At 69.6% G+C, this 26751-nt stretch carries 22 protein-coding genes; 13 read left to right on the top strand and 9 right to left on the bottom strand.

The window, feature by feature from the left end:
• The 3 genes from ACZ79I_RS18950 to ACZ79I_RS18940 form a co-directional block, all read right to left on the bottom strand.
• Nucleotides 1-744, bottom strand: a complete 744-nt coding sequence (locus ACZ79I_RS18950) for a group II intron maturase-specific domain-containing protein (protein WP_471498702.1) — start codon at nucleotides 742-744, stop codon at nucleotides 1-3.
• Nucleotides 698-2398 carry a recombinase family protein gene (locus tag ACZ79I_RS18945; RefSeq protein ID WP_471498701.1) on the bottom strand — a complete coding sequence of 567 codons (1701 nt, stop codon included), beginning with the start codon at nucleotides 2396-2398 and terminating at the stop codon, nucleotides 698-700. Before ACZ79I_RS18945 ends, ACZ79I_RS18950 begins: the two co-directional genes overlap by 47 nt.
• Nucleotides 2399-2539: 141 nt before the next feature.
• Nucleotides 2540-2887 carry a hypothetical protein gene (locus ACZ79I_RS18940; RefSeq protein WP_471498700.1) on the bottom strand — a complete coding sequence of 116 codons (348 nt, stop codon included), beginning with the start codon at nucleotides 2885-2887 and terminating at the stop codon, nucleotides 2540-2542.
• Between the two features lie 3 nt (nucleotides 2888-2890).
• On the opposite strand from ACZ79I_RS18940, the gene ACZ79I_RS18935 reads away from it, so the two are divergent.
• The 3 genes from ACZ79I_RS18935 (at nucleotide 2891) to ACZ79I_RS18925 (ending at nucleotide 6240) form a co-directional block, all read left to right on the top strand.
• Entirely contained in the window at nucleotides 2891-3745 is an 855-nt protein-coding gene (locus ACZ79I_RS18935) for a group II intron maturase-specific domain-containing protein (RefSeq protein ID WP_471498699.1), read from the top strand.
• 6 nt (nucleotides 3746-3751) lie between these two features.
• Entirely contained in the window at nucleotides 3752-4927 is a 1176-nt protein-coding gene (locus tag ACZ79I_RS18930) for an IS701 family transposase (RefSeq protein ID WP_471498698.1), read from the top strand.
• 479 nt (nucleotides 4928-5406) lie between these two features.
• Complete coding sequence (locus ACZ79I_RS18925) at nucleotides 5407-6240, top strand: IS5 family transposase (RefSeq protein WP_471498697.1); 834 nt, start codon at nucleotides 5407-5409, stop codon at nucleotides 6238-6240.
• On the opposite strand, the gene ACZ79I_RS18920 is transcribed toward ACZ79I_RS18925, so the two are convergent.
• Nucleotides 6155-6658, bottom strand: a complete 504-nt coding sequence (locus ACZ79I_RS18920; protein WP_471498696.1) for a hypothetical protein — start codon at nucleotides 6656-6658, stop codon at nucleotides 6155-6157. The two genes, ACZ79I_RS18925 and ACZ79I_RS18920, sit on opposite strands and share 86 nt — an antisense overlap.
• A 62-nt stretch (nucleotides 6659-6720) precedes the next feature.
• Here ACZ79I_RS18920 and ACZ79I_RS18915 point away from each other — a divergent pair, with 62 nt between their 5' ends.
• Nucleotides 6721-7884: a transposase gene (locus tag ACZ79I_RS18915; protein ID WP_471498695.1), complete on the top strand. Its 1164-nt coding sequence runs from the start codon at nucleotides 6721-6723 to the stop codon at nucleotides 7882-7884.
• Nucleotides 7853-8161, top strand: coding sequence for a hypothetical protein (locus ACZ79I_RS18910; RefSeq protein ID WP_471498694.1), 309 nt, complete (start codon nucleotides 7853-7855; stop codon nucleotides 8159-8161). The genes ACZ79I_RS18915 and ACZ79I_RS18910 overlap by 32 nt, the downstream gene beginning before the upstream one ends.
• 1133 nt (nucleotides 8162-9294) lie before the next feature.
• Here the strand turns inward: ACZ79I_RS18910 and ACZ79I_RS18905 are convergent.
• The 4 genes from ACZ79I_RS18905 to ACZ79I_RS18890 form a co-directional block, all read right to left on the bottom strand.
• Entirely contained in the window at nucleotides 9295-11562 is a 2268-nt protein-coding gene (locus ACZ79I_RS18905; protein WP_471498693.1) for a (Fe-S)-binding protein, read from the bottom strand.
• Nucleotides 11563-11735: 173 nt separating this feature from the next.
• On the bottom strand, nucleotides 11736-12611 hold the full coding sequence (locus ACZ79I_RS18900) for a glutaminyl-peptide cyclotransferase (protein ID WP_471498692.1): 876 nt from the start codon (nucleotides 12609-12611) through the stop codon (nucleotides 11736-11738).
• Nucleotides 12604-14496, bottom strand: coding sequence for a DUF4012 domain-containing protein (locus ACZ79I_RS18895; protein WP_471498691.1), 1893 nt, complete (start codon nucleotides 14494-14496; stop codon nucleotides 12604-12606). The genes ACZ79I_RS18900 and ACZ79I_RS18895 overlap by 8 nt, the downstream gene beginning before the upstream one ends.
• Entirely contained in the window at nucleotides 14493-15407 is a 915-nt protein-coding gene (locus ACZ79I_RS18890) for a hypothetical protein (protein ID WP_471498690.1), read from the bottom strand. Before ACZ79I_RS18890 ends, ACZ79I_RS18895 begins: the two co-directional genes overlap by 4 nt.
• Nucleotides 15408-15596: 189 nt before the next feature.
• Here ACZ79I_RS18890 and ACZ79I_RS18885 point away from each other — a divergent pair, with 189 nt between their 5' ends.
• From ACZ79I_RS18885 to ACZ79I_RS18850, 8 genes are all read left to right on the top strand, one after another.
• Nucleotides 15597-17210 (top strand): tyrosine-protein kinase domain-containing protein, encoded by a 1614-nt coding sequence (locus ACZ79I_RS18885; protein ID WP_471498689.1) that lies wholly within the window; start codon nucleotides 15597-15599, stop codon nucleotides 17208-17210.
• A complete protein-coding gene (locus ACZ79I_RS18880) occupies nucleotides 17207-17848 on the top strand; it encodes an arsenate reductase/protein-tyrosine-phosphatase family protein (protein WP_471498688.1) in 642 nt (213 codons plus the stop codon). The genes ACZ79I_RS18885 and ACZ79I_RS18880 overlap by 4 nt, the downstream gene beginning before the upstream one ends.
• Nucleotides 17849-17954: 106 nt before the next feature.
• Nucleotides 17955-19793, top strand: coding sequence for a molecular chaperone DnaK (gene dnaK, locus ACZ79I_RS18875; RefSeq protein ID WP_471498687.1), 1839 nt, complete (start codon nucleotides 17955-17957; stop codon nucleotides 19791-19793).
• On the top strand, nucleotides 19790-20449 hold the full coding sequence (gene grpE / locus ACZ79I_RS18870) for a nucleotide exchange factor GrpE (RefSeq protein WP_471498686.1): 660 nt from the start codon (nucleotides 19790-19792) through the stop codon (nucleotides 20447-20449). The genes dnaK and grpE overlap by 4 nt, the downstream gene beginning before the upstream one ends.
• A gap of 51 nt (nucleotides 20450-20500) precedes the next feature.
• A complete protein-coding gene (gene dnaJ / locus ACZ79I_RS18865; RefSeq protein WP_471498685.1) occupies nucleotides 20501-21685 on the top strand; it encodes a molecular chaperone DnaJ in 1185 nt (394 codons plus the stop codon).
• A 4-nt stretch (nucleotides 21686-21689) separates the two neighbouring features.
• Nucleotides 21690-22142, top strand: coding sequence for a heat shock protein transcriptional repressor HspR (locus ACZ79I_RS18860; protein WP_381084320.1), 453 nt, complete (start codon nucleotides 21690-21692; stop codon nucleotides 22140-22142).
• A 341-nt stretch (nucleotides 22143-22483) separates the two neighbouring features.
• Nucleotides 22484-23620 (top strand): sugar ABC transporter substrate-binding protein, encoded by a 1137-nt coding sequence (locus tag ACZ79I_RS18855; RefSeq protein WP_471498684.1) that lies wholly within the window; start codon nucleotides 22484-22486, stop codon nucleotides 23618-23620.
• A 462-nt stretch (nucleotides 23621-24082) separates the two neighbouring features.
• Nucleotides 24083-25120 (top strand): helix-turn-helix transcriptional regulator, encoded by a 1038-nt coding sequence (locus ACZ79I_RS18850; RefSeq protein WP_471498683.1) that lies wholly within the window; start codon nucleotides 24083-24085, stop codon nucleotides 25118-25120.
• Nucleotides 25121-25712: 592 nt separating this feature from the next.
• Here the strand turns inward: ACZ79I_RS18850 and ACZ79I_RS18845 are convergent.
• Nucleotides 25713-26699 (bottom strand): helix-turn-helix transcriptional regulator, encoded by a 987-nt coding sequence (locus tag ACZ79I_RS18845; protein WP_471498682.1) that lies wholly within the window; start codon nucleotides 26697-26699, stop codon nucleotides 25713-25715.
• Nucleotides 26700-26751 lie beyond the last annotated feature (52 nt).

Raw genomic sequence — 26751 nt, 5'->3', positions numbered from 1 at the left:
TCAGGCGGCCGCTGCGATCGTGGTCCCATTGGGCCAAGGCGAGGGGATCTTGTTGCCGCGGTAGAGGTAGCGGTGGGTCCGCACCCTCGCGCACTTGAACAAGGTCACCTCGTCGTCGGCGGGCCACCATCGACCCGCGCTATAGCGACGGCGCAGACTCTTCCAACTGGACAGGCGGTGCTTGCGCCGCAGCCACCCGAAGACCTGGCGCCAGGTGAAGGCCGACAGGTATTGGAAGGTCGCGGCCGACACCCCGTGCCGGAAGTACGCCGTCCAGCCCCGCAGCACCGGATTGAGCTGGTGCAGCACGACTGCCAGCGGCAGGTTCGTGTCCTGTCGGCACAGCGTCTTGACCTTCTCCTTGATGGCCTGGAGGGCCTTCTTGGAGGGGTAGAGGTAGACGTAGTGCTTCTGTGTTCCTCGTTTGCGGTGGCGCTGGAGGCGCCACCCAAGGAAGTCGAGCCCCTCGTCGATGTGAGTGATCGCCGTCTTCTCCACAGACAGCCGCAGTCCCATCGGGGCGAGTGCTTCCGCCACCTGGGTGCGTATGTCCTCGGCCTGCTCACGCGTCCCGGTCACGGCAATCAGAAAGTCGTCCGCATACCGGATGAGCCGGTAGTTGGGCAGATTCTGACGACGTCGTCGGGCCCGCTGGCCCTGTGTGGAGTTCGGCCCGCCCGGACCGGCCGCGATGAACTCATCGAGGACGGACAGGGCGATGTTGGCCAGCAGCGGCGAGAGCACGCCCCCAACGCAATGGATAACCCGTGCGCATGTCGGCCTCGGCGTCGGTGTCCGGTGACGGACCGTGGTCGGCCGGGGTGAGTTCCCGGATCGGGATGCGGTGCCGGATGGTGATCTTTTCGGGGCCGATGAGGATGTCCTGGACCAGGAGCCGGAGTACTCGCTGGCGTTCGGGGACGTCGGCGGTTTTCGTGCCGGTGCGGAGCTGGGCGAGGAAGCCTTCGAGATCGTCGGCGACTTTGAGGTAGGCGTCGCGGTCGGCGAGTTGGGCGGTCAGGGCATCGAGCTGGCCGCGCAGGCTGGCTTCGCGGGCTCGGAGGTCGGGCATGCGGGAGCGCAGTTCGTCGATGGTGATGAGCTGCTCCTGGTAGGCCTCGATCATGCGGGTGATGGTGCGCGAGGCTTTGGCGAGGGCGGTTTCCAGGCGGGCTCGTTCGCGGCGGGCCGGATCGCTGGTGCGGGCCTGCTCCAGGCGGCGGTCGATTTCGGTGCGGATCAGGCCGGGGTCGGTGAGGAGGCCGGTGATGTGGTCCCAGACGAGGGTGTCGAGGTAGTCGGCGCGAACCGGCTTGTTGGTGCACACGCGTCCGCCTTCGTAGCGGTAGTCGTCCGAGCCCAGACACCGGTAGTAGTAGATCTTCTTGTTGGTGGTGCGGGTCGAGGTGCGGTAGTAGCCATATCCGCATGTCGCGCAGGCCGTCAGGCCCTGGAGCAGGGAGGGGAGCTTGGTGTTGCGTGCCGCGAAGCGCTTGTTGTCGGCGAGGCGCCCAGCGGCGCGTTCGAAGGTCGCGGGCGTGATGATCGCGGGGACGGGGATCGCGATCCATTCCTCGCGGGGCCGGTCGATGGTCCGGGCAGGACGTGGGGTGGCCCGTCCTGCCAGGCGGGCCCGGCGGTTGATGCCGGCGGGTTCGTGCTGGACCTGGGTCTTGCCGAAGACGGCGGTGCCGGCATAGGCGGGGTTGCGGAGCATGCCCCAGACCACGCTGCGGTCCCAGCGCCTCTTGCCCGTGCGAGTGGGGGTGTTGCTGTCCGTGAGCCAGCGGGTCAGCTCGGCGATCGAGGCGCCCTCGTCGGTGTAGCGGCGGAAGAGCTCGGCGACCAGTGCTGCCTCGCTCTCGATGATCTCGTAGCGGGCCGCGCACTCGGGGGTCTTGCGGATGAAGCGGTAGCCGAACGGCGCCCCGGACAGCACGTTCACCGATCCGGCCCGTGCCCGGTAGGTCTTTCCGCGCCGGTAGCGCTCCATCAGCTGGGCCTTCTCGTACTCGGCGAACATGCCCTGGAACTGGACCAGCAGTTGGTCCTCGGGACTGTCCCCGCGCGGGCCGCGCACGAACTCCACCCGGGTGCCGGCGCGGGCGAACTCCTCGATCAGCAGGGCCTGGTAGGCGAATTTGCGCGCCAGGCGGTCCGGGGCGTAGACGACCACCACGTCCACGCCGACCTGGGCGATGAGGTCCCGCAGCCGCTCAAGGGCGGGCCGCATCAAGGTGGCGCCGGAGTGCCCTTCGTCCTCGAAGATCCACTCCTGGGGCAACTCAAGCCGCATCCGTTCGGCGTACGCACGCAGCTCCGCCGTCTGGGAGGCGATCGTCTGGTCCTTCTTCTGCCGCTGCGAGGACACCCTCGCGTAGATCGCCGCCGTGGTCACCGTGCACTCCTTCCCGCGCCTGACCTGCCTGATCGTCCCGGGTGCATGCCCGGCGCCGGGGCACCAGCAGCGCGTAGGCCGCCCGCAGCTCTGCGTCGGCGTGCCGGGAGAAAACCCACTCCAGCTCCACCGGCGGCTGGTTCACGGCAGGGGCCGCCGTCCGTCCGCATCATCGCCGAGGTAGTCGGCCAGCGCCGCGGCCACCACCGAGGAGACGGTGGCCTCGCTGGCGCGGGCATGCGCGCGAACCTGCTCGGCCAGCGATCCGGGCAGCTTGACGGTGAACACCACACTCGCCTCGGGGACGGCGACTCGACCCTGCGCCACGGCCTGCTCCACATACCGATGTGCCTGACGCACCGACACCCGGAAACGGGCAGCCAGCACACGGGCCGCTTCCGCGCCGGACACGTCCGCCGCGAGCAGGTCCGCGGCAGCGTTGACCCGCCGCGCGTACTCGATGCTGTCGACACGCTCCCCGCGTACCATGTCATGAACGTACTACCCGTCATGACGGTGCCTACTCTCGACGCGCGGCAGCTCTTCCAACCTTCGGTAGCGCAACGTCACTTCGAAGGTGAAGTTGCCCATTGCGTTGGGGGCGTGCTCTCGCCGCTGCTGGCCAACATCGCCCTGTCCGTCCTCGATGAGTTCATCGCGGCCGGTCCGGGCGGGCCGAACTCCACACAGAGCCAGCGGGCCCGACGACGTCGTCAGAATCTGCCCAACTACCGGCTCATCCGGTATGCGGACGACTTTCTGATTGCCGTGACCGGGACGCGTGAGCAGGCCGAGGACATACGCACCCAGGTGGCGGAAGCACTCGCCCCGATGGGACTGCGGCTGTCTGTGGAGAAGACGGCGATCACTCACATCGACGAGGGGCTCGACTTCCTTGGGTGGCGCCTCCAGCGCCACCGCAAACGAGGAACACAGAAGCACTACGTCTACCTCTACCCCTCCAAGAAGGCCCTCCAGGCCATCAAGGAGAAGGTCAAGACGCTGTGCCGACAGGACACGAACCTGCCGCTGGCAGTCGTGCTGCACCAGCTCAATCCGGTGCTGCGGGGCTGGACGGCGTACTTCCGGCACGGGGTGTCGGCCGCGACCTTCCAATACCTGTCGGCCTTCACCTGGCGCCAGGTCTTCGGGTGGCTGCGGCGCAAGCACCGCCTGTCCAGTTGGAAGAGTCTGCGCCGTCGCTATAGCGCGGGTCGATGGTGGCCCGCCGACGACGAGGTGACCTTGTTCAAGTGCGCGAGGGTGCGGACCCACCGCTACCTCTACCGCGGCAACAAGATCCCCTCGCCTTGGCCCAATGGGACCACGATCGCAGCGGCCGCCTGAGAGGGCTTGTGGAGAGCTGGATGCCTGGAGATCGGGCACGTCCGGTTCGGGAGGCGGGCCGGGGAAACCCACCGACGGCAACGTCGGCAGGGCGCCCCGGTCCGACCTCACCAGCTGGCCGAACAGGCTGGCCACTCCACCCCTGACGGCCTGCAGCACCTCCTCGCCGGATCGAAGTGGGAGCCCGATGACATCCGCGACGACCTGCAGGAATACGTCGCCGACAAGCTCGGCGAGGCCGACGGTGTCCTGATCATCGACGACACTGGGTTCATCAAGAAGGGCACCACCTCGGCCGGGGTCCAGCGCCAGTACTCCGGGACCGCCGGCCGGACCGAGAACTGCCAGATCGGCGTCTTCGCCGCCTACGCCTCCGCCCGCGGCAGGGCCCTGGTCGACCGCGAGCTCTACCTCCCGAAGTCCTGGACTGAGGACCGGGAACGCTGCCGCACCGCAAGGGTCCCCGACGAGCGGGAGTTCGCCACCAAGGGCGAACTGGCCCGGCACATGGTGTTGCGGGCCCTGGCCTCGCCGCTGCCCATTGCCTGGGTCACCGCGGATTCCGCCTACGGTCAGGACAACCGGTTCCGCCGGCTGCTGGAGCAGTCGGGTGTCGGCTACGTACTGGCGGTGCCCAAGTCCCAGTTCAGCGTGGGCTGTTCACGGATCGATGGTCTGTTTGCGCAGGCACCCGCCGAGGCGTGGGAGAAGATCTCGTGCGGCGACGGCGCGAAGGGGCCCCGCGTCTATCACTGGGCAGCGGTGCGGCTGCCGGCCGTCGCCGAGTTCGACTATCAGGGCGAGGTCCCGCACCGGATGCGGTGGGCACTGGCCCGGCGCAGCATCAGCAAGCCCGACGAGATCGCCTATTACCTCGCCTACGCGCCCCTGCAGGTCACCGTCCAGGAGCTGGTGCGGGTTGCCGGGGCGCGCTGGGCGATCGAGGAGTGCTTCCAGGCCGCGAAGAACGAGTGCGGCCTGGACCAGTACGAAGTCCGCCGCTACGTGGGCTGGTATCGGCACATCACTCTGGCCATGCTCGCGCACGCCTTCCTGGCCGCCACGGCAAACCAGCCCTGGGAAAAGGGGGCCGAACAGGTGGGACAGTCGGGGTCATCGGGCTCACAGTGGCGGAGGTTCGGCGACTCCTGGCAGCTTGTCGTGCCCGGCCCCCGCACCTGAGCGGACACCGCGGACGACACCACGCGCTGAGCTGGTCGAACTGGCGCCGCCGACGCCAAGCAGTCGCCCGCCGCTGTCACTACCTACGGCGTTGTCACACGATCGAGGGGCGGTCCCCGTGAGACCGCCCCCGCACGATCGAAGTCCCGCTACACTCCCGCCACCCGGCAGAAAAGACCAGGTCAGACAGCGAAATCCTGCTGGAGTATTAGAGGGCTTCTCGAAACCGAGTGTGGGGCTGGAGGTTCCGTACGGGTGTGCTGTTCAGGTGATTGTGGCCGCGCGGGGGCATGAAGGCAGGGCCTCTCGGTAGCACAGAGGGTGTCTACGCCACTGCTCACCGGGAGGCCCTGTTGCCGCAGTTGTATCGGTCTGCTGTGAAAGAGTCCATTCCGGACACACGGACGTGCGACTGCTTCGCCCACACGTACGGCAATGCCGCGGACAATCCGTCCGGCGGGCGCTGCTATCCGACCGACATGAGCGACGCGGAGTGGGCCGCGGTCCGCGAAATGATCCCGGTGCCGGCGTGGGCCGAGGGCCGGGGCGGCCGGCCGGAGGAGTACTGCCACCGGGACATAGTCGACGCGATCAGGTACGTGGTGGACAACGGCGTGAAGTGGCCCGCGCTGCTTGCCGATTACCCGCCGTGGAAGGCGGTGCACCGGTTCTTCACCCGCTGGCACAAGCAGGGGCTGACCGGCGAGTTCCACGACCGGCTCCGCGCCGCGACGCGTAAAGCGGTGGGCCGGGATGCGGAGCCGACGGCAGGAGTGATCGACTCGCAGTCAGCGAAGGGCACGTCCACGGTCGAGGCCGCGACCAGCGGCTATGACGGCGGGAAGAAAATCAAGGGCCGTAAGCGGCACGTCGTGGTGGACACCCTCGGCCTGATCCTCGCGGTCATGGTCACCCCCGCCTCGACGCAGGACCGGGACGCCGCCCAGGACCTCCTCGCCCAGGCCGCCGCACGGCATCACCGGCTCAGGCGCGTATGGGCGGACAGCGGATACACCGGCATGCTGGTGGGCTGGTGCGCGACCGTGCTGAACCTGATACTGACCGTCATCCGCCGCAGCGACGACCAGAAGGGCTTCGTCGTTCTGCCCAAGCGATGGCTCGTGGAGCGGACCTTCGCCTGGCTCACCCGCTCCCGGCGCCTGGCCCGCGACTACGAAAGGCTGCCCGCATCGTCGGAAGCGATGATCCTGTGGTCGATGACCATGGTCATGACCCGCCGCCTCGCACGTCGCCGCAGGCGAACCGGCCCGGCACCGGCTCATGCGCCCATCCCCGCGCAACCAGCCGCTTGAGTTTGCACCGCACGCCTTCGGTCTTCGCCGGAACCACCTCCAGCCCCAACAAGGCAGTGATCTCACGGCAGTTCAGCGGCTGACCGCCATTGGCACGGCGTTCGGCCAGCAGTCCCATGACCTGCTGATAATCCGGCGACAGCATCTCGGCCGACAGCCCCTGCCGCCAGGGAGGAACCACCGACCCGGGCCTCGCCGCCGACGGCACCGCGACCTCACTCCCGTCCGGCACCTTCCCCGCCTCTCTGTCCTCGTCTGCGGTTTCACCTCCGTTGTCCCACACCTCGCCGACCCGCCTGCGGGCGATCAGCCACTCGTCCCACTCCGACTGCGCCGCCTCCAGTTCGGCCTGCAACTCCTCCACCCGCCTCCGGGCCGCACGCTCCCGCTCCTCCAGCCGCCCCAGCACCGACGCCATCACGCACCTCCAGCACGCCACATCCACGGACGCACCGGACCTACCTCACCCACCCCCACACCATGCCTGACCAGCACAAAACCAAGTCCCACACTCGGTTTCGAGAAACTCACTTAGAGCGCACGGTTTTCGACTGGTTGCTGGAGCACTGCAAGGAGGCCGGGCTGGTGGCCGCTGGCGGCAGACAGCGCATCGACGCCACCCACGTCATCAGCGCGGTCCGGGACCTGAACTGCACGGAGCTGGCTGTGGAGAGCGTGTGGGCGGCCCTGGAGACGCTGGCGGTGGCTGGTCCCGCCTGGCTTGCCGGGGTGGTCGACGTCGCCGAGTTCGCGCACCGCTACGGGGAGCGGGTCAACGGCTGGACGATGCCCACGTCCAAGATCAAGCGCGAACGGGTCGCTCAGGCGTTCGGGCGGGACGCGCTGACGCTGTGTCGGGTGGCCTGGACCGATGCCGCCTCGTCGTGGATCCGCGAGATCGAGGCCGTGCAGCTGTTGCGGCAGGTGCTGGTGCAGACCTACTGCATCCACACCGACAACCGGGGGCGAGAGGTGGTCAGGAAGCGGGAAGCCGACACGGACGGTGTCCCGCCTGGCAGTATCCGCTTGGCCTCGCCCTACGACGCCGACGCGCGCTGGGCGGCCAAGGGTGAGGAACTGTTCTGGCTGGGCTACAAAGTCCATTTGACCGACACCTGCCATGCTCCCCCGGAAGCCGAAGCCGAAGCCCGGGACCGGGAAAGACGCGGGGACGAGGACGGCGGGCTACTGCCGCCGAACCTGATCACGGATGTGATGACCACCCACGCCGCCGTCCCCCACGTGCAGGCCACCGCACCCATCCAGCAGCGGCTACGCGAGCACGGCCTGCCGCCCGGCGAGCACTACCTCGACTCCGGCTACCCTTCCGCCGACCTCATCCACGCCGCCGCCAAGCTCGGCACCGAAATGGTCACCCCCGCCCTGCTCGACCACTCCCGGCAGGCCAAGGCCGCCGAGGGCTTCGACAAAAGCGCGTGCTCCATCGACTGGAAGGCCCGCCAGACGCGCTGCCCGGCCGGACGCACCAGCAGCAACTGGAACCCCGTCCAACAACACGGCAGGGACGCCATCGTGGTCACCTTCGCCGCCACAACCTACGGGCGCTGTTCCCTCCGCAAACCGGTGCACCACCTTCCGCCAAGGCCGCCGGATGCTCACGCTGCGCCCCCGCGAACTGCATGAGACCCTCGCTGCCGCCCGCGCCGAACAGCAGACCGTCGCCTTCAAGGCTCAGTACAGGCTGCGGGCCAGCGTGGAAGGCACCATCAACCAGGCCCCTCGACGTCACCGGAATGCGCAAGGCCCAGCTACCGCGGTCTGCTCAGAGTCCGCCTTCCAACACGCCTTCTCCGCTGGCGCGATCAACGTCGTGCGGCTCGATACCTACTGGAGCGGACACCCGCTCGACCGCACGTGCGGCAGCCGCCTCACTCGGCTCAGCTACCGACTCGCGTGTTGAAGCACGAATTGCGCACCAAAGTCCCCAGCGCCTGGCAGGCCCTCCGGGGCACGGTCACAGTCCCGAACCGTGGTCAGCAGCCGTTCATATCCCGGCTCGATCCTGCGGCGTGTCGCCTGGTCTGCGCCTGTCACCTCCGTCAGTCGAGGCTCGCGTAAGGACCGCAGGTCCAGGTGGTCCTGCAGCAGTTGTCGCATCACCTCCTGCCCGCGCGAAGCCATCAGGTCCTTCAGCTGAGCGTGCGTCAGCCGGTCCGCGGACTCGTCGTGCACGTTCCCCACCACCTGACCGAACAGGCGCCACAACGCTCCGAATCCGGCCATCACCCGTTCTAGGCCGTCTGCCGAGAGGGGACCCCCTCCATCGGGCGCGTCCTGGCCGCGGCTCGTACTCATGCATCCACCCTGGCCCGGCGCGGGAGAACAGCCCCGGCTCCACCTCGACCAGCGTCCCGTCCGCGACCAGATGCCTGAGCTTGGAGCGCATCGCCTCGGTGAACTCGTCTCGCTCCCCATGCCCAGGGCATCGCACACCTTCCGCGACCGCAACGGGCCCGATGCCGCGACGAACACGGACATAATTCGCTGATGCGCCGTCATATCTCAATAGTGATCAGCGTACTCCGGATGCGGGACCCGAAACCCCAGGAGCGGCCGCTTCCGCTTGCCCGCCCGGCTCGCCAGCCAGCACCTCGGCCACCGGCCGCCGCGCGATCACCACACGGGACGGGTCGGTCCGGGCCACGTTCAACCGGTCGGCCATCGACCGTGCCTCAGCCCGCAACTTCTCCATCCGCGCCCGCGCCGCCGCCTCCCGCGCTCCAGCTGCTCCAACACCAATCCCGCTCCAGGCTCCTTCAAGTCCGCATCCAGACCGCCACCCCGGCGGCCCTCACAGCAGCACCGTAGGAACCCAACCGACCCCAGACACCCAAAAGGTCACTCATAGTGAATGCGCCCAACTCTGAACCGGGCCGCGCTACGTCTGCACCAGTGCGCAGTGCCACCTCACCGCCCGGTCCCACGGCGCAGCGGTCCGCCCACCCCGATTCCCGCGTCCACGCATGTGAACGGCCGGGATCCCAGAAGGCGACCCCGGCCCTCGGCAGCGTATGAACTCTGGACGAACTTGGTTTACTTGACGGGCTCCGGCTCCGGCTCGTTCTCCGTCTCCGCCTCGCCTGCCGGGTCGACCGGTGTCTTTACGGAGTCGAGGAGCAACTGGGCGACGTCCACAACCTGGATGGACTCCTTGGCCCTGCCGTCGTTCTTCTTGCCGTTGACCGAGTCGGTCAGCATGACGAGGCAGAACGGGCAGGCGGTGGAGACGATGTCCGGGTTGAGGGAGAGCGCCTCGTCGACGCGCTCGTTGTTGATGCGCTTGCCGATCCGCTCCTCCATCCACATGCGGGCGCCGCCGGCGCCGCAGCAGAAGCCGCGCTCCTTGTGGCGGTGCATCTCCTCGTTGCGCAGGCCCGGGACCTTGCCGATGATCTCGCGCGGGGGCGTGTAGATCTTGTTGTGGCGGCCCAGGTAGCACGGGTCGTGGTAGGTGATGAGGCCCTCGACCGGGGTCACCGGGACCAGCTTGCCCTCGTCGACGAGGTGCTGCAGCAGCTGGGTGTGGTGGATGACCTCGTAGTCGCCGCCGAGCTGCGGGTACTCGTTGCCGAGGGTGTTGAGGCAGTGCGGGCAGGTCGCGACGATCTTCTTCGCCGACTTCGGCTTCTTGGTCGACTCGTCCTCGTCGTCCTCGCCGAAGGCCATGTTCAGCGCGGCCACGTTCTCCATGCCGAGCTCCTGGAACAGGGGCTCGTTGCCCAGGCGGCGGGCGGAGTCGCCGGTGCACTTCTCGTCGCCGCCCATGATCGCGAACTTGACGCCCGCGATGTGGAGGAGTTCGGCGAACGCCTTCGTGGTCTTCTTGGCCCGGTCCTCGAGGGCGCCGGCGCAGCCGACCCAGTACAGGTACTCGACCTCGGTGAGGTCCTCGATGTCCTTGCCGACGACCGGGACCTCGAAGTCGACCTCCTTGGTCCACTCCAGGCGCTGCTTCTTGGCCAGGCCCCAGGGGTTGCCCTTCTTCTCCAGGTTCTTGAGCATCGTGCCCGCCTCGGACGGGAACGCGGACTCGATCATGACCTGGTAGCGGCGCATGTCGACGATGTGGTCGACGTGCTCGATGTCGACGGGGCACTGCTCGACGCAGGCGCCGCAGGTGGTGCAGGACCACAGGACGTCCGGGTCGATGACGCCGTTCTCCTCGACGGTGCCGATCAGCGGCCGCTCGGCCTCCGCGAGAGCCGCGGCCGACACACCGGCGAGCTGCTCCTCGGACGCCTTCTCCTCGCCCTCCGTCGTCTTGCCTCCGCCGGCCAGCAGGTACGGGGCCTTGGCGTGCGCGTGGTCCCGGAGGGACATGATCAGCAGCTTGGGGGACAGGGGCTTGCCGGTGTTCCAGGCCGGGCACTGCGACTGGCAGCGGCCGCACTCGGTGCAGGTGGAGAAGTCCAGCAGGCCCTTCCAGGAGAACTGCTCGACCTGGGAGACGCCGAAGACGTCGTCCTCGCCCGGGTCCTCGAAGTCGATCGGCTTGCCGCCCGACGTCATCGGCTGCAGCGCGCCGAGGGCCGTCCCGCCGGTCGCGTTGCGCTTGAACCAGATGTTCGGGAAGGCGAGGAAGCGGTGCCAGGCCACACCCATGTTGGTGTTCAGGCTCACCGTGATCATCCAGACCATGGTGGTGCCCAGCTTGATCATGGCGAAGAAGTACGTGAGGTTCTGCAGCGTGGTCAGGCTGAGGCCCTTGAGGGCCAGGATCAGCGGATACGAGGCGAAGTACGCGGCCTCGTAGTGGTCCACGTGGTGTAGCGCGCCCTCGAGCGCGCGCAGGGCCATGATCGCCAGACCGATGGTGAAGATCACGTACTCGACGAAGTACGCCTGGCCCATCTTGGAGCCCGCGAACCGGGACTTGCGGCCGGGCCGCGACGGCAGGCTCAGCAGGCGGATCACCATCAGCGTGACGATGCCGAGGGTGGTCATTGTGCCGATGAACTCGATGTACAGCTCGTACGGAAGGAAACCGCCGAGGACCGGGAGGCTCCAGTCGGCCTGGAAGAGCTGGCCGTACGCGTTGATGATCGTCGGCGGCAGGGTCAGGAAGCCGATGGCCACGAACCAGTGGGCGATGCCCACGATGCCCCATCGGTTCATCCGCGTGTGGCCGAGGAACTCCCTGACCAGCGTCACGCTGCGCTGGTAGGGGTTGTCGGTCCGGCTGCCGGCGGGCACGGGCTGGCCCAGCTTGAAGTACCGGACGAACTGGCCGACGGCGCGTGCGAGCAGGGCGACGCCGACCACGGTCAGGACCAGCGACACGATGATCGCGGCGAGTTGCATTTGGGGGCTCCTCGGGCCTGCGAGGGGTTCCTACGGCGTACTTCCTGTGTACTCCGAGGACGCGATTACTAAGCAGTAACTTATGCAGTCCGTTTGAGACTACCCACTTATGCCGCCGCACTGTAGTGGCGCAGGCGGTGATCTGCGTCGCTGTCGGAGCTCCTCCCTCCGGTTCAGGCTTTGGAGCCGCCAGCCTTCCCTGCCGGGACGAACACCACACGGAACGTCTTGGGCCAGAACTTCCCGGTGATCAGGAACTGATCGGTGCCGGGGACGGCCGCAATGCCGTTCAGGGTGGACCCCTGGACGAGTTCGTCCTCGCGCAGTAGCCGGGAGGCGTCGATGCTCGCCGTCACCCGGCCGGTGGCCGGGTCGATGCGCACGAGGCGGTCGGTGAAGAGCACATTGGCGTAGACCGCGCTGCCGACGCACTCCAGCTCGTTCAGCTCCGTCACCGGCCGGCCCTCTTCGGTCACGGTGACCTGGCCTGTCTTCGCGAGCGTGTGCGGGTCACGGAAGATCAGCCGTGACGAGCCGTCACTCGTCACCAAGCGGTGCCGTGCCCGCTGCAGGCACACGCCCCAGCCGTCGTCCGGGTACGCGACCCGGCGGAGCTCCGCGAGCGTCCCGGCGTCGCGCTCGATGGCGATGTGGTTCTGCCAGGTCAGCTGCCACAGGGTGCGGCCCAGCACGGTGATCCCCTCGCCGAAGAACGGCTTCGGCAGCGCCGTGCGGGTCGTGGGCCGCTTGCCGGGACGTCCTGCCCGTACCGAGGATCGGCCGGGGATGCCGGTGCCTTCGTAGAGCGTGCCGCCGGCCATCTCCAGGCCCTGGGTGAAGGCCCGCGGGTCGTGGGGAAGGGTTTCGAGCACCTTCACCCGCAGGTGTTCGACCGGGGGCGGGGTGGCCCGCCAGCCCGTCGTGGAGCGCCTCCCGGCCTCGTCGTCGGGGGCGGGGTGGTCCCGAGCCGGGTTCCCGGCGGTGCACGACACGAGCAGAAGCGCGCCGGTGAGCACGGCGGCGCCCGCGCGGCGCCCGCGCTCAGACATGGCAGGCGCCTCCCGGCTTCAGAACCGTCCGCTGGGGCATCACCAGGGGCTGCTGCAGGACGACGGGGGCGTGGTCCGCGTGCGGCTCTCTCAGGTGCAGTACCAGGGTGCGGGTGGAGCCGACGGGCAGCTCGACGTTCAGCCAGAACACGGAGTGGCCGCGTTCGACGCCGGAGGCCAGCGGTACCCGGCGTCCGTCGAGAGTGGCGCCGGTGAGACTGGCCCCGACCCCGGCGTAGTACGACACCATGAGTCGGTTGTCACCCGGACGGGTGCGGTGACGCGGGGAGTCGACCCGCAGCGTGACGTAGCCGGGCAGCCCCGCCCTGGGGGCCCGGTTGGTCAGGGTGACCGTCGCGGTGACCGGGCGGTCGCCGCGCGAGCAGCCCCTCGCCTCCCAGACCAGGCTGCGGTCGAGGTAGTAGTCCAGCTTGGAGCCCGCCGCGTTGTTCACCACCACTCCCGCGAAGGGACCGGGAGCGTCTGGGAGGGTGCCCGACAGGGAGCGGGTCTCAAGGAGCCGCTGTTCTGTCTCGTGGGCGCTCCACACCTTCAGCCGTCCGTCCAGCTGGGCATCGTGCACGGCGACGAGCAGGGCGGGCAGCAGGTGGGAGTCGTCGGCCGCCGCCATCAGCCGCCCGGCGGCTGCGCGGGCCGCCTTGACGAAGAACGCCTTGCGCCGGGTGACGTCGTCGTACATCGCGTAGCTGGCTCGTTCGGTGAGGTCGACGGCGTTGTCGGCGGTGAGTTCGACGCCTCCCGGCATGCGCGCCGGGCCGGTGACGCGCAGGAAGCGGCTCAGCGTGGCGGGATCGATGGCGAAGACGCCGTCCACATGCTGGCCGGTGTGCCGGTGCCAGGCCGCGGCCCAGATGCGGGCCGCGTACGGGAAGTGGGGGCTCAGGTTGGAGTTGTTCCACATACCGGTCGGGTTGTAGCCCCCGTAACGGGTCGTGAAGTCGGCACCCAGGTCGACGTCCGCCTTGACCGTGGCCATCTCGGTGTTGTTGCCGAACCGCTCGAAGGACAGATGGCCACGGTCGGCCCGCAGCACGGCGAAGGCGCCCGGCAGGCCACCGGTGCCGCGCGCCTCGGCGGTGTTCTGAAACGTCAGGAAATACCGCCGCTCCCCGTGCGCGCCGAGCATGGGCGGCAGGACGCGGGCCGCGAGGGAGGCGTCGCTCATCACCGGGACGAGACGGTCGACCTGCCGCGCGAGTTCGGACCGGGCGCGGTCCGCTGCCGGCAGCCACGTGGATCGCGGGAGCCCGTCCACGTCGGTCCTCACCTCGGCCGCGACCTGTGCGGCCCGAATGATGTCCGGTGCGTGTTCCTGCAACGCGGCGAGGGCCTTGGACATCCCGTCGCCGCGATTGCCTGACGTGGGTGTCGGTAGAACCTGGGCCAGGGGGGACAGCACGCCGCCGGTCAGCCTGTCTGCGGCGTACGCGGCCCCCCGCACGGTTCTGACCGGCTCTCCCAGGCAGGGCAGGAGGGTGGCCGGGTACCAGGCCGGGCCGGTGGTGAGGTCATGCGCCCGGGCGGCGTGAGCGGCCGCGGAAAGCACGGCCTGTACACGGTTCTGGGCGGACGCCGGCGTTGCACCGCCAGCGGGGCCGGGCGTCGGTACGGGTGCGACCGACTGCCGCAGCGTGTCGAGGTCTCGCTGGGCGGCCGTCAGTTCCGAACGGGCGAGCAGGCCGGTGACCCCGATCCATGCCGCGCCGGCCAGCGGAAGCGCCGCAGCGGCCAGTAGGGCGATCCTGAGCGCGCGATGCCGACCCGGTGCCCGGTCGCCGGAGCGCTCGGGCCCGGGCACGCCGACGGCGTCCCGGCGGAGGCCGGGACGCCGTGCTACCGCTCTGCGGGTGGTGCGCTCCGTCATGAACTGCGGCGCCGGCGCATGGCGATCATCGTGCCACCGCCCAGGAGGACCAGTGCGGCAGCGGTGCCACCCAGCGCCATGGCCTTCTCACTGCCCGTGGCCGCGAGGGCGCTCTGCCGCCGGGCTCCGTTGCGCTGGTCGGAGTCGGGGCGGCCGGAGGACTCGTTGCGGCCTGAGAACTCGTTGCGGCCTGAGAACTCGTCGCGGCCCGAGGACTCCTCGCTGCCCATGGACTGGTCGCTTTGCTCGCCCTGGTCGCGTCCCTCGTCGCGCCCACCGTTGTCACCTCGGCCGTTGTCACCCCGGCCGTTGTCACCCCGGCCGTTGTCACCCCGGCCGTTGTCACCCCGGCCGTCGTCCCGGCAGCGTTCGGTCCCGTTGGCGGATGCCAGCACCCTGATGCGGGCCCATGCCTCCAGGTGGGGGCGCTCACTTTCCACCTCGAGGAAGTGGTAACCGGGGGAGGTGCACACCGGGATCGTCACCGTGGCGTCGGCGACTCCCGTTGCGTTCGTCGTGACCGTGCCCAGGAAGACTCCATCGCCCCCGTTACCTCCGTTGCCCCCGTTACCTCCGTTGTGCCCGCCGTGGTCGTCGTGTCCGCCGCGCACACTACGTCCACTGCCCCCGCTGCGCCTGTCGTCCCCCCTGTTCCCCCTGTTCCCGTTGTTCCCGGTGCGACCGTCGTCCGAGTGCAGCTCTTCGGTGAGCACCGTGTTGGCGGGGAAGTTCTCCGCATGGATGGTCACGGTGCCGCCCGCGGTCACCGTCGTGGGGTCCACGGTCAGGGTCGGGGGCAGCGGTCCGTACTGCGCATAGGCGGTCGACGCCCCTGCGAGCGGTGTGGCGACCAGCGCGGCAGCCGATGCTGCCGATGCCAGCGCAACCCGCCATCTCGGCGATGTCATCATCTTCGGTCACTCTCCTCGACGTTCTGTACGGGGCAGGCTGCGCAGCGTCAGCCGTATCAAGACCTAGATACATGGAATAAATGGGACATACGGACAACGGGCGCGGGGTGCCGTCCAGAAGGCACCGGATGGGGTAGCCGCTGCCCCTCGATGACTCGCCTCGTGGGTCCGGCGGAGTGACGGGGTGATGTGCGTCGCCAGGGTCGTTCGGCGGGGCGACATGGGGTGGCTCCCCCGGTTGGAGCGCACGAGTCCCTATCTTCGGCTGCACGTACAGGGAACAGAACAGCCTATTTCGGGTGGTTCCCTCGGTTCTATGAGGGGTGCAGCTTGGATCTCCACGGATTCCTGAAGGCTCTTGCCAGACGCTGGCCGACCGTCGTGGTCTGTCTGGTTCTCGCGATCGGGGCGGCGCTTGCCATGACGGGCTTGAGCACCCCCGTCTACGAGGCCAGGACTCAGCTCTTCGTCGCCACCCGCACCGGCGAGGACACCGCCCAGTTGAACCAGGGGCAGAGCTTCTCGCAGGCGCGAGTACAGTCGTACGCCGAGATCGTGACCACCCGTCAGGTGACCCAGCCCGTGGTGAAGGAGCTGCGGCTGCACAGCACGCCAGAGCAGCTTGCGTCCCAGATCACCGCCGAGGCGCCGCTCAACACCGTGCTCATCAACATCACCGTGCGGGACACCGAACCCGAGCGGGCGGCCCGGATCGCCAACGCCGTGGCGGGGCGGTTCAGCGATGTCGTCGAGAGACTCGAAACGCCCAAGCGGAGGCCGGGCCCCACCCGGCCCAGCAAGAAGCGCCCGGCCGATGCCCCGCCCGTCTCCCCCGTCTCCTTGGGCATCACCCAGGAAGCCGTGCCCCCCGCGGCCCCCGTCTCGCCCCGCCCCCTGCTGAACCTGGCCGCGGGAGTGCTCGGCGGCCTGTTGCTCGGCGCCGGGATCGTCGTCCTGCGCGAGACTCTCGACACCACCCTCAAGACGAGCGAGGCGCTGGGCGAGTTCACCGATCTTCCCAGCCTCGGCACCATTCCCTACGACAAGAGCGCCCCCAGGCACCCGCTCGTCAGCAGCGACGGCCACTCCAAGCGTGCCGAGGCCTTCCGCAAACTGCGTACCAATCTGCAGTTCTCACAGGTCGACGACCGGCCCCGGATCATCGTGGTGACGAGTTCGATGCCCGGTGAGGGCAAGACCAACACCGCGGCGAACCTCGCCCTCTCGCTTGCCGAAGCGGGCATCTCCACCTGCCTGGTGGACGCCGATCTGCGCCGCCCGCGTCTGGCCTCGACCTTCGGCCTCGTCCAGGACGCTGGGCTGACCACGGTGCTCATCGGCCAGGCCGGTATCCAGGACGTGATGCAGCAGGCCGGGGGCCGGCTCTCCGTGCTCACCAGCGGTGCCGTGCCGCCGAACCCCACCGAGCTGCTCGCGTCCGCCCGCATGGAGGAGGTGCTGCGCGAGCTGGCGAGCGCCTACGAGGTCGTGATCGTCGACAGCGCACCGCTGCTGCCCGTCGCCGACACCGTCGGACTGGCGTCGCTCACCCAGGGCGCCCTGCTCGTCGTACGCGCCGCGAAGACCAGCCGGGAGCAGGTGCGCCACGCCGCGGAATCCCTGGACCGCGTCGGCGTCCGCGTCCTTGGCACCGTCTTCAGCATGGCCCCGATCCCCAAGGGTGCTCGCTACGGCGCCTACGGGGCCTACGGCGGATACGGCGACCTGCCCGCTCCCCGCGCCGCCGCTGTCCGGCAGGAGGCGGCCGCGGCCGCGGCGGCCCATGGCGCGGGAGGGAAATGACCCGGGTCCTTTTCGTCTGCACCGGCAATGTGCACCGCTCGGCGCTCGCCGAGCGGCTGCTGGCCGTGAGGCTGCCGCCCGGGTCGGCCCTACGGCCGGAGAGCGCCGGCACGGAGGCGCGGCCCTGGCCCGGCATGGAGCCCTCCACCAGGGCGGTGCTGGAGGAGCTGGGCGGGGACGGTTCCGGCTTCGCGTCCCGCCGGCTCACCACGGAGCTCGTGGCGGGGGCGGCGCTGGTGCTCGGGCTCGCCCGCGAGCACCGGGAGGCGGCCGTGCGCCTGGCGCCGGTCGCGTTGCGGCGCTGCTTCACCCTGAAGGAGTTCGTACGCCTCGCCGCCGGAGGCGGAGGGGACGTCGGGGCGCCCGACGGGGAAGGTCCGGGCGGCGCGGATCGTTTGAACACGGTGGATCGCTCGAACACGGTGGATCGTTTGAAGACGGTGGTGGCGGCTGTGGCGGCCCGTCGCGGCACCACCGCTCCGGTCTCCCCGGAGGAGGACGACATCCCCGACCCCTGGGGGATGCCCCCCGACGTGCTCCACGGGTGCGCCCTGGAGATCGACGGGGCGGTGAGCCGTCTCGTCCGATTCCTGGACGGCGACATGGGCCCACTCGCCGTCGCCCCTCAGTTGCCCTGAGCCACCGAACCAAAGTTGAGCCCCTGTGACTCAGCTCTGTTGACGCCGACCCGATCCCTCGGGCATCCTTGAGCCTGTTCCACTCAAGTCAGCTGGAGGAATCGAAATGGCACGTGCGGTCGGCATCGACCTGGGCACGACTAACTCCGTCGTCAGCGTTCTGGAGGGCGGCGAGCCCACCGTCATCACCAACGCCGAGGGCGCCAGGACCACGCCGTCCGTCGTCGCCTTCGCCAAGAACGGCGAGGTGCTGGTCGGTGAGGTGGCCAAGCGCCAGGCGGTCACCAACGTGGACCGGACCATCCGGTCCGTGAAGCGTCACATGGGCACCGACTGGAAGATCCAGCTGGACGGGAAGGACTTCAACCCGCAGCAGATCTCCGCCTTCATCCTGCAGAAGCTGAAGCGGGACGCGGAGGCGTACCTCGGTGAGAAGGTGACCGACGCCGTCATCACCGTCCCCGCGTACTTCAACGACTCGGAGCGGCAGGCCACGAAGGAGGCCGGCGAGATCGCCGGTCTGAACGTGCTCCGCATCGTCAACGAGCCGACCGCGGCCGCCCTGGCCTACGGCCTCGACAAGGACGACCAGACCATCCTCGTCTTCGACCTCGGTGGCGGCACCTTCGACGTGTCCCTCCTGGAGATCGGCGACGGCGTCGTCGAGGTGAAGGCCACCAACGGTGACAACCACCTCGGTGGTGACGACTGGGACCAGCGCGTCGTCGACTACCTGGTCAAGCAGTTCGCCGCCGGCCACGGCGTGGACCTCGGCAAGGACAAGATGGCCCTCCAGCGCCTCCGTGAGGCCGCCGAGAAGGCCAAGATCGAGCTGTCCTCCTCCACCGAGACCTCGATCAACCTGCCCTACATCACCGCGTCCGCCGAGGGCCCGCTGCACCTGGACGAGAAGCTCACCCGGGCGCAGTTCCAGCAGCTGACGGCCGACCTCCTGGAGCGCTGCAAGACGCCGTTCCACAACGTCATCAAGGACGCCGGCATCTCCATCAACGAGATCGACCACGTCGTCCTCGTGGGCGGCTCGACCCGTATGCCCGCCGTCGCCGAGCTCGTCAGGGAGCTGACCGGCGGCAAGGAGGCCAACAAGGGCGTCAACCCGGACGAGGTCGTCGCCATCGGCGCCTCGCTCCAGGCCGGTGTCCTCAAGGGCGAGGTCAAGGACGTCCTGCTGCTCGACGTGACGCCGCTGTCCCTCGGTATCGAGACCAAGGGCGGCATCATGACCAAGCTGATCGAGCGGAACACGACGATCCCGACCAAGCGGTCGGAGATCTTCACCACGGCCGAGGACAACCAGCCGTCCGTGCAGATCCAGGTCTACCAGGGCGAGCGCGAGATCGCGGCGTACAACAAGAAGCTCGGCATGTTCGAGCTGACCGGTCTGCCGCCGGCCCCGCGCGGTGTCCCGCAGATCGAGGTGTCCTTCGACATCGACGCCAACGGCATCATGCACGTCACGGCGAAGGACCTCGGCACCGGCAAGGAGCAGAAGATGACCGTCACCGGCGGCTCCTCGCTCCCGAAGGACGAGGTCGACCGGATGCGGCAGGAGGCCGAGCAGTACGCGGAGGAGGACCACCGCCGCCGCGAGGCCGCCGAGACCCGCAACCAGGGCGAGCAGCTCGTCTACCAGACCGAGAAGTTCCTCAAGGACAACGAGGACAAGGTCCCCGGCGAGATCAAGACCGAGGTCGAGGCCGCCGTCGCGGACCTGAAGGAGAAGCTGAAGGGCGAGGACACGGCCGAGATCCGCACCGCCACGGAGAAGGTCGCGGCCGTCTCGCAGAAGCTGGGCCAGGCCATGTACGCCGACGCCCAGGCCGCCCAGGCCGCCGGCGGCGCGGGTGCCTCCGAGGCCCGGGCCGACGACGACGTGGTCGACGCCGAGATCGTGGACGACGAGCGGAAGGACGGTGCCGCGTGACGGAGGAGACCCCGGGCTTCGAGGAGAAGCCCGACGTCCCCTCCGGCGCCACCCCTGATGACGCCGAGCCGCAGGCCGCCTCCCCCTCCCCGGAGGAGGCGGCGGCCCCGGCGGGGGACGCAACCGCACAGACCGCAGGCCTGGTGGCACAGCTGGACCAGGTGCGCACGGCGCTCAGCGAGCGCACGGCGGACCTCCAGCGCCTCCAGGCCGAGTTCCAGAACTACCGCCGCCGCGTCGAGCGCGACCGGATCGCGGTCAAGGAGATCGCCATCGCGAACCTCCTGACCGAGCTCCTGCCCGTGCTCGACGACATCGGCCGCGCGCGGGACCACGGCGAACTCGTCGGCGGCTTCAAGTCCGTCGCCGAATCGCTGGAGACCGTCGCGGCGAAGATGGGGCTGCAGCAGTTCGGCAAGGAGGGCGAGCCGTTCGACCCGACGATCCACGAGGCGCTGATGCACTCGTACGCGCCGGACGTCACAGAGACGACGTGCGTGGCGATTCTGCAGCCCGGGTATCGGTTCGGCGAGCGCACCATCCGCCCCGCGCGGGTGGCGGTGGCGGAGCCGCAGCCGGGTGCTCAGACGGTCAAGGCCGACGAGGCGGCCGAGGCGGGCGAGGACAAGGAGAGCGGTGGCCCGGACGAGGGCTGACGTACACGCCGGTGTGCACCGGTCGGGCGTGAGGAAGGAGGGACGTCGGGGATGAGCACCAAGGACTTCATCGAGAAGGACTACTACAAGGTCCTCGGCGTCCCCAAGGACGCCACCGAGGCCGAGATCAAGAAGGCGTACCGGAAGCTCGCCCGCGAGTTCCACCCGGACGCCAACAAGGGCAACGCCAGGGCCGAGGAGCGCTTCAAGGAGATCTCCGAGGCGAACGACGTCCTCGGCGACCCCAAGAAGCGCAAGGAGTACGACGAGGCCCGCGCCCTCTTCGGCAACGGCGGCTTCCGCCCCGGCCCCGGGGCGGGCGGCGGCTCGTTCAACTTCGACCTGGGTGACCTCTTCGGAGGCCAGGGCGGCCAGGGCGGCGGCGCCGGAGGGAGCTTCGGCGGCGGACTCGGTGACGTCTTCGGGGGCCTGTTCAACCGCGGTGGCGGCGGCGCGGGCACGCGGACGCAGCCGCGGCGCGGCCAGGACATCGAGTCCGAGGTCACGCTGAGCTTCATGGAAGCGGTGGACGGCGCGACCGTGCCGCTGCGCATGTCCTCGCAGGCGCCGTGCAAGGCGTGTTCGGGCACCGGCGACAAGAACGGCACACCGCGCGTGTGCCCGACCTGCGTCGGCACCGGGCAGGTGGCGCGCGGCTCGGGCGGCGGCTTCTCGCTGACCGACCCCTGCCCGGACTGCAAGGGCCGCGGCCTGATCGCGGAGCACCCGTGCCCCGAGTGCAAGGGCAGCGGCCGGGCGAAGTCGTCCCGGACCATGCAGGTCCGCATCCCCGCGGGTGTCACGGACGGCCAGCGCATCAGGCTGCGCGGCAAGGGCGCGCCCGGCGAGCGGGGCGGCCCGGCCGGCGACCTGTACGTGGTCGTCCACGTGGCCGCGCATCCCGTGTTCGGCCGCAAGGGCGACAACCTGACGGTGACCGTGCCGGTGACGTTCACGGAGGCGGCGCTCGGCGCCGACATCCGGGTGCCCACGCTGGCCGGGCCCCCGGTGACGCTGAAGCTGCCTCCGGGCACGCCGAACGGGCGCACGATGCGTGCGCGCGGCAAGGGTGCGGTCCGCAAGGACGGCACGCGCGGCGACCTGCTGGTGACGGTCGAGGTGAGTGTCCCCAGGGACCTTTCGGGGAAGGCTCGTGACGCGCTGGAGGCGTATCGCGAAGCAACCGCGGGGGAGGACCCGCGGGCGGAGCTGTTCCAGGCCGCGAAGGGAGCATGACCAGATGGACGGCCGTCGACGCAATCCGTACGAACTGACCGAGGAAACCCCGGTTTACGTCATCTCGGTGGCGGCCCAGCTCTCCGGCCTGCACCCGCAGACGCTGCGGCAGTACGACCGCCTCGGCCTCGTCTCCCCGGACCGCACGGCCGGCCGGGGCCGGCGCTACTCGGCCCGCGACATCGAACTGCTCCGCCAGGTGCAGCAGTTGTCGCAGGACGAGGGCATCAACCTGGCCGGCATCAAGCGCATCATCGAACTGGAGAACCAGGTCGCCGCGCTCCAGTCCCGCGTCGCGGAGCTGGAGGCCGCGCTGGACGGCGCGGCCGCGGCGATGCGGCAGCGCGAGGCGGCGGTGCACGCCTCGTACCGCCGCGACCTGGTGCCGTACCAGGAGGTCCAGCAGACCAGCGCGCTGGTGGTGTGGCGGCCGAAGCGGCAGCAGCAGACGGACTGACGGCATCTCATCTCAAGGGCCCGGAGGCGGACGACCTCCGGGCCCTTTGCCGTGTGCGGCCGGAACGAAGGAAAGCCGGGGCGGCGCCGGACGTGCCGTCGTGACGGACCGTCGACCGGCGAGTCACGTTCCGGTGTGCGCGGGGAGCGGTGTCTTCAGGTCACGAAGATGTGCGGGCGGCACATGCTCACATGACGCTCTTTGTCTTCACTTGACCCCCACAACGATGCCGTTGCCATCTCGTTAACGCCTACTTCTTGACGGTGTATACCGTCGCCGCGTTGGCTTTCAGCCACTTGGGTCTCAAAGCCACCCCCCTCTCCGCCCGGAAGGCACCTGATGTGAACACTCGTACTCCTCGTAGGACCGCTGTGCGTCGTGCCGCCATAGCCCTGGCCGCGTCCGCGTCGGCTCTCTCGCTGGCCGCATGCGGCGTCATGGACGGGGCCGACACGGGTGGTACCCCCGTGACGCCGAAGAAGGGCAACGACATCACGGTGGGTCTCCTTCTGCCCGAGAAGGAGAACACGCGCTACGAGAAGTTCGACTACCCCATCATCAAGAAGGAGATCACGGCCCTGACCCACGGCCAGGGCAAGGTGGTCTACGCCAACGCGGACGCGGACGCGGCCGAGCAGAGCAAGCAGCTCGACCAGATGATCGACGACCAGGTGGACGTGCTGCTCGTGGACGCGGTGGACGCCAAGGCCATCGCGCCGGGCGTCAAGAAGGCCAAGGACGCGGGCATCCCGGTGATCGCCTACGACCGGCTCGCGCAGGGCCCGATCGACGCGTACATCTCCTTCGACAACCAGTTGGTCGGCCAGGTGCAGGGCCGCTCCCTGGTCGAGGCGCTCGGCGCCAAGGCGTCGTACAGCAAGATCATCATGATGAACGGCTCGGTCACCGACCCGAACGCGGCGCAGTTCAAGGAGGGCGCGCTCAGCGAACTCAAGGACAAGGTGAACATCGTCAAGACGTACGACACCAAGGACTGGAAGCCGGAGGCCGCCAAGGCGAACATGGCGGAGGCGATCCGGGCCGTCGGGCTGAACAACATCGCCGCGGTCTACTCCGCGAACGACGGTATCGCCGGCGCCGTCATCGACGCGCTGAAGGAGGCGGGGGTCAACAAGGTCCCGCCGGTGACCGGCCAGGACGCGGAGCTCGCCGCGGTGCAGCGGGTCGTCGCGGGCGACCAGTACATGAGTGTATACAAGTCGTACCCGCAGGAGGCGACCAGCGCCGCGGAGATGGCGGTGGCGAAGGTCCAGGGCCGCTCGATCGAGTTCGACGCGCTGACGCGGGACAAGGTCGACAGCCCGACGCAGAAGCGGATCCCGGCGATGCTCGTGCCCGTGGTCGCCCTGACCAGGGAGAACATCGAGGACACGGTGCTCCAGGACGAGATCTACACCGTGAAGGACATCTGCACCGCCAGGTACAAGTCGGACTGCCAGGCGATCGGGCTGAAGTAGCGCGCGGGGCGGGTCCTCCCTCCACCGGCCCGCCCGCTCTTCCTCGACCGCTTCCCGGCCCCGTTTCCGCTCCTGTTCCCCGCCTCCGTTCCTGTTCCTGTTCCTGTTCCTGTTCCCCGTTTCCGTCTCTGTTCGCTTGTGCAATTCCTCGCCGCCCGCGATCGCACCGCGTCGCGGGCGCCGTCGTGTCCGGGCCTGCCGACCCCGCCCCCCATCCGCTCGGTGCAAGGGAAGTTCCGGAGGTGGGGAGGATCCCGGATGTATCAGGTGAATTACGGGCGTTGTGGCGGTCAACCCGTGTTGCGGAGGCGGGCACGGCCGCGCATAGTTGCGCTGCGAAGGCGTGTGGGGCGCGGCGTGGACGGCGCGCGTCCGGCGCGCGTCGAGGACGTTCGAGGACGTTGCCGGTGAGCTGCGTGGCGCAGGGACGCTGGAGCCAGGAGTTGGAGCCAGGGGTGGGAGATGGCCGGGCACGGGACGGACGCGCATACGCACGGCGCTGACCGGCTCTGCGAGGCCGGGAACCGTGTGTACTCCCGGGCCGTACGCCGGGGGCGGGTGCCGCGCGCCGACGCCGAGCCGGTGCCCTGCCTGCTCGACCTGGCGCTGCTGCACCCGGACCCCGACGACATGGACTGGCTGGTGCCGACCTCCCCGCAGGAGGTGATGACGCGGCTGCTGCAGGGCGTGTACGAGGAGGTCAGCGCGAGCCAGGCGCGGGTCGGGACGACGGTGGCGGCGGTCGAGTGGTACGCCGGGCTCGGCGGCCGTCGGCAGGGCCCCGTGGAGGGGGTCGCGATCCGTGTGCTGGACGGACTGCCGCGCATCCGCGCCGCCATGGACCAGGCGACCGAGCGGTGCACCGGCGAGGTGCTGACGGTGCAGCCGGGAGGCATCCGCCGCGAGGACGAACTCTCCGAGGGCCTGCACCGGGCGCTGGAGATGCGCCGGCGCGGGGTGCGCATGCGCGACCTGTACACGCATGTCGCCCGGCACGGCCAGGGTCTGCACAACTACATGGAGCTGATGGGCGACGCGGCCGAGGCGCGCACCCTCGACGAGGTGCCCGAGCGCCTGATCCTCTTCGACCGCACGGTCGCCTTCATCCCCGCCAATTCCGACCGCACCATCGCGCTTGAGCTGCGCCACCCCGCGGTGGTCGACTACCTGGTGACCGTCTTCGAGCGGCTGTGGCGCCTGGGGATCCCGCTCACCTCCCCGCTCCCGGAGACGGGCATCGACGGCATCACCCACCGGGAGCGCTCGATCGCGGCGCTGCTCGCGGAGGGCCACCAGGACGCGGTGGTCGCCGAACGTCTGGGCATCAGCGTCCGCACCTGCCGCGCGCACATCGCCCGTCTCTCGGAGACCCTGGGCGCGGCGAGCCGTACGCAGCTCGGCGTGCGCATCGCCCAGGCGGGCCTGGACGGTCCCCCGCACGCGCCGGAACTGCTCCGGGTCACCGCTCCGGGCGCCCCGGAATCCCCGGCCGATCTCTGAGCCGGCCGCGCCGCGTCCGCTTCGGCTGCTTCGGCTGCTTCGGCTGCTTCGGCTGCTTCGGCCGCTTCGCCTGCTTCGCCTGCTTCGCGCGCCGGAGCGAGGGCGCCTGCGGCTTCTCGTGGGGGCGAGGCGGTCTCCGGGCCGCGCTGCCGCCGCGGGGCCGAGGCCCCCGCACCGCGCCGTCCGCGGGACCGGGGGCCCGCGCCGCGCCAGCCGTGGGCGGCGGGGGCGGCCGTCAAGTCCCGCGCAGAGCCGGCCGTGGGGCCGCACGACGGCCGTCAGGGCCCGCGGCGCGGCCACGGCGGCACGGCGGCGCCGCGACGGCTGGAAGGACCCGCGCACCACGGCCGCGGCGGACACCACGGGCCCCGGTCGCCCGCCTCGCCCGCGCCGGGCCGTCGCCCTTCCACACGGGCGGCCAGGCGCCCTCACCCGGCGGGTGGTCACGGGCTCTCGCCCGCGGGCGGCCAGGCGCCCTCACTCGCGGGCGGCCAGGCACCCTCACCCGGCCGGCGGCCACGAGCCTTCCCCCTGCGGGCGGCCACGCGCCCTTGCCCGGGGGCCCGTTGCGCCACCGATCGGATCCCGCCAATCAGTCGCCCTGCTCCAGGATCCCCGACTGTGCGATGAGATAGCCCAGTTGGGCCCGGCTGCCGCTGCCCAGGACCGCCGCGATCTTGGCTATGTGGGCGCGGCAGGTGCGGACGTTCATGCCGAGGCGCCGCGCGATCGCCTCGTCGACGTGGCCCTCTATGAGGAGCTTGGCGATCGAGCGCTGCACTCCCGTGATGCCGTTGGGGTCGACGGCGTTGGGCACCTCTTCGGTCAGCGGCACCGCCCGTTGCCACAACTGCTCGAAGACCATGGCGAGATACCGCACCAGGCCGGGGTGGCGCAGTTCCAGGGCCACGCGCCGGTCCTCGCTGGCCGGGATGAAGGCGACCGTGCGGTCGAAGACGATCAGACGCTCGATCAGCTCCTCCAGGGTGCGGACCTGGATCTTGCCGTCGGAGATGCGGTCCACGTAGGCGAGGGTGCTCTGGCTGTGCCGGGCCGTGTGCTGGTACAGGGTGCGGATGGTGACGCCGCGGTCGGCCAGCGGCCGGTCGCGCTCCAGGGCCTCCATGAGGGCGTCCGTGGGTCGGCCGCCGCCCGGTTGTACCGTCAGCATCTCGGTGTGGCACTCGGCGGTGGCCGAGTTGAGTGCCGTGTTGATCCGTTCGAAGCCCTCCAGCACGGTGATCGAGTGGAGGCTCGCCTGGGGGCTCTGCGTGCTGATGGCGATGAACGGGTCGAAGGATTCGGTCAGTTCGATGGTCTGGCGCCGGCGTTCCTGTATCTCGCGCTCCAGTGGGTGCAGTCGCTGGGCGAGCGCCACGGAGGGGGGAACCGGCCGCAGCCAGTTCGCGTCGTCCGGATCCGGATGCAGCAGCGCGAACTCCAGCAGGCACGGCGCCGGTTCCACCTCGGAACGCGTGATCCGTCCGGAGCGCAGCGCGTTGGCGTAAAGCCGTGCTCCGTCGTCGCACAACTCAGTGACAGCGTGGGGATGTGTCGGTTTTGAGTTGTGTGTTGCCATTTCTCCACCCCCCAGGGTCCTGAACGTGCAGGAACATGATGCATCGCCCCTG

The organism is Streptomyces sp. PSU-S4-23, from assembly GCF_055632315.1.
Note: the sequence above shows the minus strand (reverse complement) of the source record. Positions and strands in the feature narration are given on the sequence as shown.